This is a genomic window from Nocardia sp. 149-1B, assembly GCF_057747975.1.
Genome location: NZ_CM173233.1, coordinates 1,981,990 through 1,994,640 on the forward strand (window position 1 = coordinate 1,981,990; position 12,651 = coordinate 1,994,640).

14 protein-coding genes are annotated in these 12,651 nt (G+C 69.7%); 13 read left to right on the forward strand and 1 reads right to left on the reverse strand.

Annotated elements, in window-relative coordinates; genetic code table 11:
- Window positions 1-2: 2 nt before the first annotated feature.
- The 13 genes from AC3ANS_RS09470 (at window position 3) to AC3ANS_RS09530 (ending at window position 11,896) form a co-directional block, all read left to right on the forward strand.
- The gene (locus AC3ANS_RS09470) at window positions 3-1,313 is read left to right on the forward strand and encodes an MCE family protein (protein WP_488295910.1); all 1,311 of its coding nucleotides are present in this window, start codon (window positions 3-5) and stop codon (window positions 1,311-1,313) included.
- Window positions 1,313-2,398: an MCE family protein gene (locus tag AC3ANS_RS09475; RefSeq protein ID WP_488295911.1), complete on the forward strand. Its 1,086-nt coding sequence runs from the start codon at window positions 1,313-1,315 to the stop codon at window positions 2,396-2,398. Before AC3ANS_RS09470 ends, AC3ANS_RS09475 begins: the two co-directional genes overlap by 1 nt.
- Window positions 2,395-3,396, forward strand: coding sequence for an MCE family protein (locus tag AC3ANS_RS09480; protein WP_488295912.1), 1,002 nt, complete (start codon window positions 2,395-2,397; stop codon window positions 3,394-3,396). The genes AC3ANS_RS09475 and AC3ANS_RS09480 overlap by 4 nt, the downstream gene beginning before the upstream one ends.
- Complete coding sequence (locus AC3ANS_RS09485) at window positions 3,396-4,613, forward strand: MCE family protein (RefSeq protein ID WP_488295913.1); 1,218 nt, start codon at window positions 3,396-3,398, stop codon at window positions 4,611-4,613. The genes AC3ANS_RS09480 and AC3ANS_RS09485 overlap by 1 nt, the downstream gene beginning before the upstream one ends.
- Entirely contained in the window at window positions 4,613-5,962 is a 1,350-nt protein-coding gene (locus AC3ANS_RS09490) for an MCE family protein (RefSeq protein ID WP_488295914.1), read from the forward strand. Before AC3ANS_RS09485 ends, AC3ANS_RS09490 begins: the two co-directional genes overlap by 1 nt.
- Window positions 5,962-7,230: an MCE family protein gene (locus AC3ANS_RS09495; protein WP_488295915.1), complete on the forward strand. Its 1,269-nt coding sequence runs from the start codon at window positions 5,962-5,964 to the stop codon at window positions 7,228-7,230. Before AC3ANS_RS09490 ends, AC3ANS_RS09495 begins: the two co-directional genes overlap by 1 nt.
- On the forward strand, window positions 7,227-7,760 hold the full coding sequence (locus tag AC3ANS_RS09500; protein WP_488295916.1) for a hypothetical protein: 534 nt from the start codon (window positions 7,227-7,229) through the stop codon (window positions 7,758-7,760). Before AC3ANS_RS09495 ends, AC3ANS_RS09500 begins: the two co-directional genes overlap by 4 nt.
- Window positions 7,760-8,464, forward strand: coding sequence for a hypothetical protein (locus AC3ANS_RS09505; RefSeq protein ID WP_488295917.1), 705 nt, complete (start codon window positions 7,760-7,762; stop codon window positions 8,462-8,464). The genes AC3ANS_RS09500 and AC3ANS_RS09505 overlap by 1 nt, the downstream gene beginning before the upstream one ends.
- 63 nt (window positions 8,465-8,527) lie before the next feature.
- Window positions 8,528-9,508: an NAD(P)/FAD-dependent oxidoreductase gene (locus tag AC3ANS_RS09510; protein WP_488295918.1), complete on the forward strand. Its 981-nt coding sequence runs from the start codon at window positions 8,528-8,530 to the stop codon at window positions 9,506-9,508.
- Window positions 9,509-9,515: 7 nt separating this feature from the next.
- On the forward strand, window positions 9,516-9,707 hold the full coding sequence (locus AC3ANS_RS09515; RefSeq protein WP_488295919.1) for a ferredoxin: 192 nt from the start codon (window positions 9,516-9,518) through the stop codon (window positions 9,705-9,707).
- 2 nt (window positions 9,708-9,709) lie between these two features.
- Entirely contained in the window at window positions 9,710-10,615 is a 906-nt protein-coding gene (locus AC3ANS_RS09520) for a 3-oxoacyl-ACP reductase (protein ID WP_488295920.1), read from the forward strand.
- Window positions 10,616-10,618: 3 nt separating this feature from the next.
- Window positions 10,619-11,374, forward strand: coding sequence for a glucose 1-dehydrogenase (locus tag AC3ANS_RS09525; protein ID WP_488295921.1), 756 nt, complete (start codon window positions 10,619-10,621; stop codon window positions 11,372-11,374).
- 24 nt (window positions 11,375-11,398) lie between these two features.
- Window positions 11,399-11,896, forward strand: a complete 498-nt coding sequence (locus AC3ANS_RS09530) for a pyridoxamine 5'-phosphate oxidase family protein (protein WP_488295922.1) — start codon at window positions 11,399-11,401, stop codon at window positions 11,894-11,896.
- Window positions 11,897-11,900: 4 nt separating this feature from the next.
- On the opposite strand, the gene AC3ANS_RS09535 is transcribed toward AC3ANS_RS09530, so the two are convergent.
- Window positions 11,901-12,617: an SDR family oxidoreductase gene (locus AC3ANS_RS09535; RefSeq protein ID WP_488295923.1), complete on the reverse strand. Its 717-nt coding sequence runs from the start codon at window positions 12,615-12,617 to the stop codon at window positions 11,901-11,903.
- Window positions 12,618-12,651 lie beyond the last annotated feature (34 nt).

Sequence of the window (12,651 nt, forward strand, 5' to 3'; positions counted from 1 at the left end):
CGATGCTGGTGAACATCTACCACGACAGCCCGCGGGAGCACCGCCGGCTGCTGGTCGCGGGAGTGGCGTTCCTGACGGTGATCGCGCTGCTCATCGCACTCTCGATCGCGATCTACCAGAAGGTGTTCGTGTCGGTCACCACCGTGGAGATCCACGCCGACCGAGCGGGGCTCCAGCTGGCGAAGTTCGGTGACGTCCGGCTCAACGGCGCGCTGGTCGGCCAGGTCCGCAAGATCTCGCAGGAGGGCCAGGAGGCCGTCATCGAGGTCGCGCTCCAGCCCGACGAGGCGAAGCAGATCCCCGAGAACGTGTCGGTGCAGATCCTCCCGACCACCCTGTTCGGTCAGAAGTTCGTCTCGTTCGTGCCGCCCGACCACCCCTCGGACCGGTCGCTGTCCGACGGCGACGTGATCCCGGCCGACCGGGTCGAGACCAACGTCGAGCTCAGCAAGATCCTCGCCAACCTGTTCCCCCTGCTGCGCTCGGTGCAGCCCGCCGACCTGAACGCCACGCTCAACGCACTGGCGACGGCCCTGGGCGGCCGCGGCGAGCAGCTCGGCCAGACCATGGACCAGCTCGACAGCTACCTCGGCGAGATCGACGACCACCTGCCGACGCTACGTGAGGACCTGGTCAAGCTCGCCGACGTCGCCGACACCTACGACCAGGCCGCGCCGGACCTGCTCGCGGTGCTGCGCGACGTGACCGTCACCGGCCAGACGATCATCGACAACAAGCAGGCGATCGGCACGTTCTTCGCCGACCTCCAGGGCCTCGCCGACACCTCCACGCGGGTGCTGCGCGACAACTCCACCAACCTGATCCGCGTCGGCCAGGTCACCGAGCCGACGCTGCGCCTGCTCGCGGTCTACTCACCCGAGCTGCCCTGCCTGCTCGAGGGCGCCGCCCGCTACGCGCCGCGCCTGGCGCGCACGTTCGAGGGCAACCAGGTCAAGCAGTACATCGAGTTCGGCACCGCGCAGTACCGCGCCTACAACGCCAGCGACAAGCCCGTGTACGGCGAGGTCGGCCACGGGCCGTGGTGTCTCGGGCTGCCGAACCCGAAGGTGCCCGCCCCGCCGATCGCCCTCGACCAGGGCAGTGACCTCGACGAGCACCCGCCGACCAGCCCACTCCCGGGGATGCCGGGCTTGGGCCGGGTCGGGGCGGACTACTCCGGCACCGCGGGGGAGCAGCAGGTCGTCAACGCCCTGCTCGCCCAGCTCACTGGCAAGCCCGCGGACAGCTACGGGTCCCTCGGGTCCCTGCTCTACGGCCCCGTGATCAGCTCCCCTGCAGGGGGTGGGCGGTGATGTCGCGCAACTCCGTCACGATCACCGCCGGCATCAAGCTCGGCATCTTCACGCTCGTCTCGATCCTCGTCACGGGGCTGCTCGCCGCGATCATGGGCAACATCGGGTTCGGCGCGGGGACGACGTACCGGGCCGTGTTCAGCACCGCCTCGATGCTGCAGAAGGGCGACGACGTCCGGGTCGCCGGCGTCAGCGTGGGTGAGGTCAAGAAGGTCGAGCACTACGACCGCACCGAGGCGCTGGTGACCTTCCGGGTCCAGTCCGGCGTGCCGCTGACGACCGCGTCCCGGGCCGAGATCAGGTTCCTCAACCTGGTCGGCGATCGCTACCTCGCCCTCGAGGAGGGCGCCGACACCGACGCCAAGCCGCTGGAGTCCGGTGGCACGATCCCGATCAGCCAGACGAAGCCCGCGCTCGACCTGACCACGCTCTTCAACGGGTTCCAGCCGTTGTTCCAGGCGCTGAACCCCCAGCAGGTCAACGACCTGAGCATGAACCTGGTGCAGGTGCTGCAAGGTGAGGGCGGGACCGTCCAAGGCTTGTTGCAGAAGACCGCCTCGCTCACCAACACCCTCGCCGACCGCGACGAGCTGATCGGCCGGGTCGTCGACAACCTCGGGCAGACGCTGAAGACCGTCGACAGCCGGCACCAGCAGCTCAGCGAGCTCGTGGTCGGGCTGAAGAACTGGATGACCGACCTGGCCCGCGACCGCGGCACGATCGGTGCCTCGCTCGACAACATCTCCCAACTCACCGTCGTGGTCGCCGACCTCCTGCGGCAGGGCAGGCCGCTGGTGAAGTCCGACGTCGCGAAGCTGCGTCAGCTCGCCGCGCTGCTCAACCAGAAGAAGAACAGCGACCAGCTGACCGAGCTGCTCGACCGGCTCCCCGAGTCGATGACCGACCAGACCCGCACGGGCACCTACGGCTCCTGGTACAGCTACTACATCTGCGGGTTCAGCGGCCGCATCACCCTGCCGGCCGGCCTGGGCAACCTGCCCGGCCTCAAGCAGCTGATGGCCCAGCTGAACAACCTCAACTTCCACTCGACCGCACCGCGCTGCAACGGGGCGACGGCGCCATGAGCCGATCGAACGGTCGCTACAGCGACGCGCGGGTCCTGCGGATGGGCGCCATCACCGTCGTGGTGATGCTCCTGGTGATGGCCGCCGCCTTCAACCTCTCCCAGTTCCCCGGGTTCAAGGGCGGCACCTACCGCGCGGAGTTCACCGACGCGAGCGGGCTGCACCAGGGCAACATGGTGCAGGTCGGCGGCATCCGGGTCGGACGGGTGCAAGACGTCGCGCTCAAGAACAGCAACACCGTGGTGGTGACGTTCGAGGTCGACCACGGGGTCGAGTTCGGCACCGAGAGCCGCGCCTCGATCGAGGTGCTCAACCTGCTCGGCGAGAAGTACCTCGACCTGCAGCCCGCGGGCGGCGGCCAGCTCGGCGAGGACGACGTGATCCCGGAGTCGCGCACCCAGTCGGCGTACGACATCGTCGGCGTGTTCGACGACCTGACGACGACCACCGAGCGGATCGACACCGACCAGCTGTCGAAGGCTCTGAACGTGGTCGCCGACACCACCAACCAGGCGGCCCCGGAGATCCAGTCCAGCTTCCGCGGCATCGCACGGCTCTCGCAGAGCGTCGCATCGCGCGACCAGCAGATCCAGTCGCTGCTGGAGAGCTCACGCAGCGTCAGCAAGGTGCTGGCCGAGCGCAGCCAGGACATCGTCGGGCTGATGAAGAACAGCGACCTGGTCTTCGAGGAGGTACGCCGGCGCAAGCAGGCCGTGCACCTGCTGCTCGTGAACGCCCGCAGCCTCGCCGTGCAGCTGCGCGGCATCGCCCAGGACAACCAGGCCCAGATCGGTCCGGCGCTGCACGAGGTCGACAACCTCCTCGCGCTGCTCAACGGCAAGGAGAAGGAGCTGAAGGCGACGCTGGCCGCACTCGGGCCCTACGTCTCGATCCTCGGCAACATCATCGGCACCGGACCGTGGTTCGACGCCTACGCCTCCAACCTGGCCGCGATCCCCACCGGCGAGTTCGTGCCCGGATCCCTGGGAGACGGCTGATGAGCGGCGTGTGGGACCGGGTCAACGGCCGCGCGATCGCCGTCGCGGCGGCCGTGCTGCTGCTGATCGCGACGTACTTCCTCGTGCTGCGCGACGACACGAAGATGAAGACGGTCAGCGCGCACTTCCCGCGGGCGGTCAGCATCTACCAGGGCAGCGACGTGCGCATCCTCGGCGTCAACGTCGGCCGGGTCACCGCGGTCACCCCCGAGGGCAACTCCGTGCGCGTCGACATGGAGTACGACGCGAAGTACCAGGTGCCCGCCGACGCCAAGGCCGTGATCGTCACCCCGACGCTCGTGGCCGACCGGTTCGTCCAGCTCACCCCGGCGTACGCCGACGGTGACAAGGTGATGGCCGACGGCGCCGACATCGCGCTCCCCGACACCGGGGTGCCCGTCGAGCTCGACCGCATCTACGCCAGCCTCCGCGACCTCTCCGAGGCGCTCGGGCCCAACGGCGTCAACAAGGACGGCACCCTCGACCACGTGCTCGCGGCCGGGGCGCACGCGCTGAAGGGCAAGGGGCAGCTCGGCAACCAGATGCTCACCCAGCTGGCCGCCGCGGCGCAGACCTTCGGCGAGGGCTCCGGGCCGCTGTTCGACACGGTCAGCCAGCTCGCGGAGTTCACCACCACGCTCGCCCAGAACGACAAGTTCGTGCGCGCGTTCATCAAGGACCTGGCCGGTGTCTCGTCGCAGCTGGCCGGTGAGCGCACCGAGATCCACGGCGCGCTGGCCGCGGTCGCCGACGCCGTGGGCACGGTCAAGACGTTCGTGCACGACAACCGCCAGGCTCTGGTGACCGACGTCGACCGGCTGACCCGGGTGATGAAGACGATCGCGTCGGAGAAGGACAGCCTCAACACTGCCCTGGACGTCGCGCCCGTCGCGATCGGCAACCTGAGCCTGGCCTACAACAGCAAGTCCGGGACGATCGGCTCGCGGATCGGCATCAGCGGCAACGTGTGGGACGCCGACGGGTTCCTCTGCGCCGTCGTCCAGCAGTCGAGCCTCCCGCGGGTGAGCAAGGACCTGGCCTGCACGCTGTTCAAGCAGCTGCTCGAGCCGGTCGAGGGCCAGCTGCCGACGATCCCGCCGGGGTCCGGCGGCCGTCAGCAGACGCCGTCGGACGCCGACCAGGCTCGACGGGTGCAGCGGCAGTACGCCGCCACCGGTGGCGGATCGCTCGACGAGCTGATGGCAGGTGGGTCGTGATGCGCCGCCTGCTCCGCGCCGCCGCGATCACGGCCACGCTCGCGGTCGCCGCGTCGGGCTGCAAGTTCGACGGCGCCTACGACCTGCCGCTGCCGGGGTCGCCGGTGGACGCCGACCACTCCTACGACGTGACCGCGGAGTTCACCGACATCCTCAACGTGGTCCCGAAGTCGCCGGTGATGGTCGACGACGTCACGGTCGGCGAGGTCACCGACGTGGAGCGGGTCGGCTGGCACGCCGAGGTCACGCTGCGCATCCGCGACGACGTCGAGCTTCCCGACAACGCGATCGCCGACATCCGCCAGGTCAGCCTGCTCGGGGAGAAGTACGTCGCGCTCGAGGCGCCCACCGGCGTACCCGCCACCGGCCGGCTCTCCGACGGCGACAACATCCCGCTCGCCGACACCGGGCGCAACCCGGAGGTCGAGGAGGTCCTCGGCGCGCTGTCGTTCCTGCTCAGCGGCGGCGGCGTCGGCCAGCTCGGGACGATCACCCACGAGCTCAACCAGGTCATGGACGGACGCACCGGACGACTGCGCCACCTGCTCGGCTCGCTCGACAACGTCGTGGGCACGCTCGACGACCAGAAGGCCGACATCATCCACGCGATGGAGTCGCTCGACCACCTGACCGGCACCCTGAACGCCGAGAAGAAGTCGATCACCGGCGCGCTCGACGTCGCCGGTCCCGCGGTGCAGGTGCTCGCGGCACAGCACGACGAGCTGATCGCGATGCTCAGCTCGCTCAACCGGCTCGGCAAGGTCGGCACCCGGGTGATCGGGCAGAGCAAGCAGAACATCCTGCGCTCCCTCGACCACCTCCAGCCGATCCTCCAGCGCCTCAACCAGGCCGGCGACGACCTGGCGCCCGGCCTCAACCTCTTGGTGAGCTTCCCGTTCCCCAAGGAGGCCTCCGAGATCGTCAAGGGCGACTACGCCAACACCTCGATCCGCGCGGACATCAACCTCGAGAACCTCCTGCCGGGCGCGCCGGGCGGGGGCATCCCCGGCATCCCCGACCCGGGTCAGCTCCTCACCGCGGTCGAGAAGTGCCTCCTGAGCGGCGACCTCACCAGCAAGCCGTGCCAGAAGGTGCTGCAGTCGGCCAACCTGCTCGCGAACCTGGTCAAGGACTGCAAGAAGAAGAAGTTCGACGGCAACCCGGTGTGCACGATCATCGAGGCCCTGCCCGGCGGCGGCGGCGGGCTCCCCGGACTGCCCGACCTGCCCGGTGGTCTCGGCGGCGTCCTCGGCGGGCTGCTCGGCAACCGGGTGTTCGGCGAGGCACTCAGCAGTGGTGACCCCAGCCCGCCGCCGAGCCCGGCCGCACTCTACGGAGGCGCATCATGATGACGCGTGGGGTGAAGGTCCGGATCGCGGGGTTCCTGGTGCTCAGCGCGGTGGGCATCGTCTACGTCGCGGGCTCCTACCTCGGCCTCGTCGACCGGGTCCTGGGTCGCGGCATCACCGTGCACGCGACCCTGCCGACCTCCGGCGGCCTCTTCGAGGGCAGCGAGGTCACCTACCGAGGCGTCAAGATCGGCAAGGTCAGCGCGATGAACGCCACCGCTCACGGCGTGACCCTCGACCTCGCGCTCCAGGACGGCACCGAGCTGCCGGCGGACTCCCCGATGTACGTCCACAACCTCTCCGCGGTGGGGGAGCAGTACCTCGACTTCGAGCCGCCCGACGACAAGGGCCCCTACGTCCAGCAGGGCGACACCCTCCACGGCAACGCCGACTCGCTGCCGGTCGACGAGGGCGACCTGCTGGTCGAGCTCAACCGGTTCGTGAGCTCGGTGGACAAGGACAACCTCCAGGTCGTCGTCCACGAGCTCGGCACGATGTTCACCGACACTGGCGTGCCGCTGCAGAAGCTGCTCGACAACGGCAGCGCGTTCGTGCGCGAGGCCTCCGCCCACACCGCCGACACCATCCGGCTGCTCGATCGCGGCAAGCGGGTGCTGAGCACCCAGCAGGGGCAGAGCGAGAACATCCGCTCGCTGGCCACCGACCTGCGCAGCATCACCGACGCGCTCGCATCCAGCGACGACGACCTCCAGCACGTCCTCACCGGCACGCCCGGCACCGCTCGTGAGGTCGACAACCTGCTCAAGGACCTCGAGCCCACGCTGCCCGTGCTGCTGGCCAACGCGGTGAGCGTCAACCAGGTCATGGTCGCTCACCTCGCCGGCATCGAGCAGCTGCTCGTCACCTACCCGCGCACGATCTCGGCCGGGTTCACCGGCACCCCGGGCGACGGGTACGGCCACGTCAACCTGCAGCTCGACAGCTCGGTCCCGCCCTGCACGCAGGGCTACAAGCCGCGCAACGAGTGGCGTCCGCCGAGCGACCTGACCGACAGCGCGATCTACCCGGCGCAGTGCACCAGCGGACCGCCGTACGTCATGCGCGGCCCGAAGTACTCGCCCGGCTCGCAGGGCAACCCGTCGCCCGGCCGGCTCTACCGCTCGTCGTACGACCCGGTCACGGGTTTCGTGTCGGGTGCGGTCGATGCGGACGGCAACCCCGTACGCTTCGTCGATCAAGGCAACCTGTCCATCCTGGGAGGGGACGCGTGGAAGTGGCTGCTGGTGGGACCGGTGACCGACCGGTGACCTCCCAGGAGGCTGTCGCCGGTGGGGACACTCGGGCTCGCCTGAACATCGGCCTGTACGTGCTCGCGCTGCTGCTGGCCTGCGCCACGGTGTTCGGCGGCGTGCTGGTGGTCCAGGAGCACCGCGACCGCGGGAGAGCCGCCGAGGAGCAGGAGCGGTACGGCGACGTCCTGGCTGCGGCGCGCGCGGAGGTCAAGGCGCTCATCAACGTCGACTACCGCCAGGCCCAAGAGAGCATCGAGGCCGTCGCTGCCGGTGCCACCGGCAAGTTCGCCACGCAGTACGACACCTTGACCTCGAAGGTGATCGACACCTTGCGGCGCAACAAGTCGGTGATGGACGGGTCTGTGGTGTGGGCCGGCGTCGCGACCCTTGATCCCGACAGCGCCACCGTGATCGTCGCGACCACCGGGACCGTCGCGAACGTCTCCACGGACGACAAGCCGATCGCCCGCTACTTCCGGATCAAGCTCGACCTCGAGCTCGTCAAGGGTGACTGGAAGACCGCCGACCTGGAGTTCGTGACCTGATGCCGGACACTCCCGCCAGCCCTGGCAAGCCCCGCCGCCCGGTCGTCGGCTCCCGCAACCCCACCGGCCGCCCCCGCAAGATCCCGTCCACGGTGGTCGAGCCGGCGCCCCCGGTCGTCGAGCCCACGCCGGTGCTGGTGATCGAGCCTGTCGAGGACCCGCCGACGAACCCACGGCGACGGCCGGCACTCGGCGGCCGCCGAACGACGATCGTCCTGGCCGTGACCGTCGTCGTCCTCGTGCTGGTCGGTGCGGGCGAGATCGTCTACCTGGTCCGCGACCACACGCCGACCGTCTCGGCGAGCCGGCCGGTCGTGACCGGTGAGCTCACCCATCGGGCGGCCGTCGAGGCCGCGGCGCGCTCGACGGAGGAGATCCTCTCCACCAGCTACGAGAACTACGACGAGCAGGTCGACCAGGCGACGGCGAAGATGACCGACGCCTTCGCCAAGGAGTATCGCGAGACGTCCGACGGCATCCGCGAGCGGTTCGTGGCGCAGAAGACCCGGCTCCAGGTGAAGGCGATCGCCCAGGGCGTCGTGCAGGCCTCGCCGGCGCAGGTGAAGGCGCTCCTGTTCCTCGACCAGTACGTCGAGAAGACCGAGAACGGCCAGCCGCGCACCGACTACCGGCAGTACCGCGCCCTGGTGACCGTGGTCCACACCGACCAGGGGTGGCTGGTGTCGAACATCGAGACGCAGTAGGGTTCCGCAAAACTAGAACAGGTTATAGTTGAGCCGCGCCCCCGAGAGGAGAAGGATCGCCGCGTGTCCACAGACTCCGCAGCCGACGTCGACCTCCTCGTGATCGGGGCCGGCCCGACCGGCCTCTTCGCCACCTACTACGCCGGCTTCCGCGGCTTCCGGGTCGGGGTCGTCGACTCGCTGCCCGAGCTCGGCGGCCAGATCACCGCGATGTACCCCGAGAAGCAGATCCTCGACGTCGCCGGGTTCCCCTCGGTGAAGGGCCGCGACCTGGTCGAGGGCCTGGTCGCCCAGGCGTCCACCGCGCACCCGACGTACTTCCTCGACCGGACGGCGATGACGCTCCAGCACGACGAGGACTGCGTGGTGGTGGGTCTCGACGACGGCACCCAGGTGAGCGCGAAAGCCGTGCTGGTCACCGCGGGCATCGGCAAGTTCAGCCCGCGGCCGCTGCCCGCAGGCGACGGCTGGGTCGGGCGCGGGATGGAGTTCTTCGTGCCGAGCTTCGCGCCGTACGTCGGCAAGGACGTCGTCATCGTCGGCGGCGGTGACAGCGCGTTCGACTGGGCGCTGCACCTCGAGCCGGTGGCCCGGTCGGTGGCGCTCGTCCACCGGCGCGACGCGTTCCGTGCCCACCAGCGCACGGTCGAGGCCGTCCAGGCATCGTCGGTCGAGATCATCACCCGTGCCGAGGTCTCCGCCCTGCGCGGCGACGGCGTGCTCGAGGAGGTCGACATCACCGTCGACGGCGAGACGACGACGCGGCCCGCGCAGGCGCTGGTCGCCGCCCTCGGGTTCGTCGCCGACCTCGGCCCGCTGCAGCAGTGGGGCCTCGAGGTGGAGAAGCGGCACCTGGTCGTCGACCCGTCGATGCGCACCAACCTGCCGCGGGTCTTCGCCGCAGGCGACATCACCGAGTACCCCGGCAAGGTCCGCCTGATCGCGGTCGGCTTCGGCGAGGCGGCCACGGCCGTCAACAACGCCGCGGTCGTGATCGACCCCAGCGCCCATGTGTTCCCCGGCCACTCGAGCGAAGGAAGCTGAGACACCCATGAAGATCAAGGTCGACTTCGACCTCTGCGAGTCCAACGCCCTGTGCGAGGCCCTGGCCCCCGAGGTGTTCGAGCTGGACGACGACGACTTCCTCCAGCTCAAGACCGAGGAGACCACGCCCGAGAACATCGACGCGGTCAAGCGCGCGGTCGCGGCCTGCCCCCGCGCGGCGATCTCCCTGGAGGACTGAGCGTGACCTCTCTCGAGACGTCCCTGGACGGCAAGGTCGCCATCGTCACCGGCGCAGGGGCGGGACTCGGCCGCGCCGAGGCGCTCGCGCTGGCCGACGCCGGTGCGCGGGTCGTGCTCAACGACCTGCCCGGCGGTGCCGACGAAGCAGCCGAGGAGATCCGCGCCCGTGGTGGTGAGGCGAGGATCGTCGCGGGCGACGTGGGGGAGCGGGCGACCGCGGACGCCATGGTCGCCGCCGCCGTCGACGGCTTCGGCGGTCTCGACATCGTGGTCAACAACGCCGGCATCACCCGCGACCGGATGCTGTTCAACATGTCCGACGAGGAGTGGGACCAGGTGATCCACATCCACCTGCGCGGCCACTTCCTGCTCTCCCGCAACGCCGCTGCGTACTGGCGCGCGAAGGCCAAGGAGACCGGGGCTCCGGTGGGCGCCAGCGTCGTCAACACCGCCTCCGAGGCGTTCCTCTCCGGGCCGCCGGGACAGGCCAACTACGGTGCCGCCAAGGCCGGCATCGCCGCGCTGACCGTCTCGACCGCGCGCGCGATGGGCAGCAGCGGCGTGCGCGCCAACGCGATCTGCCCCCGGGCCCGCACCGCGATGACCGCGCAGGTCTTCGGCGAGGACCAGTCCGGTCTCGAGGTCGATCCGTACTCACCCGAGCACGTCGCGCCGGTCGTCGCCTACCTCGCCTCGCCGGCGGCGGCCAACATCACCGGGCAGGTCTTCGTGGTCTACGGCGGGATGGTGGCTCTCGTCGCGGCGCCCGTCGTCGAGCAGCGCTTCGACAAGTCCGGGACGCTGTGGACCCTCGACGACCTCGACAAGCAGCTCGGCGGCTACTTCGAGGACCGCGACCCCGCCGTCGGCTTCGCGGCCGACTCGATCATGAAGCTGACGGTGTAGACCATGGCGAGACTCGACGGGAAGGTCGCGATCGTGACCGGCGGCGCCATGGGTCAGGGCGCGGGCATCAGCCGGGCGTTCGTGGCCGAGGGGGCACGGGTGGTCATCGCCGACGTCGCCGAGGACGCCGGGCAGTCGCTGGCCGACTCCTTGGGGGAGACGGCGCACTTCGCGCGCCACGACGTGAGCGACCAGGCCTCCTGGGCGGCGCTGGTCGAGGACACCAACCAGCGCTTCGGCCCGGTCAACGTGCTCGCCAACAACGCCGGCATCCTGAGGTTCGGCGAGATCGAGAAGATGGCGCTCGACGAGGTCGAGCTGCTGTGGCGGGTCAACCAGCTCGGCTGCTTCCTCGGCATGAACGCCGTCACCTACACGATGCGCAAGAACGGCGGCGGCTCGATCATCAACGCCTCCTCGGTCGAGGGGTTGGCGGGGATGGCCGGCTGCACGGCGTACGCCGCGACCAAGTGGGCGATCCGCGGGATGACGAAGTGCGGGGCGATGGAGCTCGGGCCCAAGGGCATCCGGGTCAACTCCGTCCACCCGGGCATGATCGACACCCCGATGACCCGCGTGCACGGCGGCGACGCCGCGATGGAGTACGGCGCGTCCAAGGTGCCGCTGCGCAGGGTCGGTCATCCCGAGGACGTCGCGCCGCTGTACGTGTTCCTGGCCAGCGACGAGTCGTCGTACATCAACGGCGCCGAGATCTCGATCGACGGCGGCGTCACCGCGACGCACGCCTTCGGCGGCTGACCCGGGATCGGTAGGGTCCCCGACATGGCCAACCAGCGCGCCCAGGTCACGATGACCCCCGAGGAGCAGGCCGAGTTCCTCCACCAGCAGCGCTCGTGCACGCTCGGCACGTTCGGGCCGCAGGGCCAGATCCACCTCGTCGGCATGTGGTACGCCGTGCGCGACGACGCCATCTGGTTCGAGACCAAGCGCAAGGCGCAGAAGACCGTGAACCTGCGCCGCGACCCGCGCTGCAGCTTCCTCGTCGAGGCCGGCCACACCTACGACCAGCTCCGCGGCGTCGCGATCGAGGGCACCGCCGAGGTGATCGAGGACGAGTCGGTCGTCTGGGACGTGTGCGTGAACATCTTCGAGCGCTACAACGGCCCGTACTCCGAGGACATGAAGCCGTTCGTGGAGTTCATGGCCCACAACCGGGTGGTCGTCCGGCTCGACGCGCAGCGCACCCGCTCCTGGGACCACCGCAAGCTCGGGCTGCCGGCCATGGAGCTCGGCGGGACCACGGCGGCGTTCCTGGAGTGAGCGCTCAGCCCCCCATGGTGGCGAAGATCTGCTCGTAGCGCGCCTTCGGTTCGAGGGTGAGCCCGGACTTGATGAACCTCGCCCAGTCGTCGGCCAACACCTCGGGGGCACCCGACTCGATGGCGTCGAGACCGGCGTTCGCCAGGTCCGACGGTGCGATCTTCGGCGCCGCCATGCCCGCGGCCATGTCGGTGTCGACCAGTCCCATGTGGACGGCCACGACGTGGGTGCCCTGGGGAGCAAGCTCGAGTCGCGTGCTGTCCGTCAACATCCACGCCGCGGCCTTGGACGCGGCGTACGCGCCGACGCCGGGAGCGGTGAACCACGACAGCGCCGAGATGACGTTGAGGATCGCGCCACCACCGTTGGCTCCCAGGATGGGGGCGAACGCACGGGTCATCAGCAGCGGGCCATAGAAGTTGGTGTCCATCTCGCGCCGGATCATCGCCTCGTCCCCGGTCACGAGCGGACTGCCGGTGGAGATGCCTGCGTTGTTGATGAGCACCTGGACATCGCCCGCGGCCGCAGCCGCTGCGGCGATCTGCCGGGCGTCGGTGACGTCGAGCTCCAGCGGGTGCACGCCGTCGGTGTCGATGGTGGCGGCGTCGCGAGCGCCGGCGTAGATCTTGGCCGCCCCGCGCTTCTTCAGCTGCTCGACAAACTCGGCGCCGATGCCCCGATTCGCTCCGGTGACGAGCACGACGGCGTCCTTGAGGTCCATGGCCATCCATTCTGTAGTGATCGCTAGTAATTGC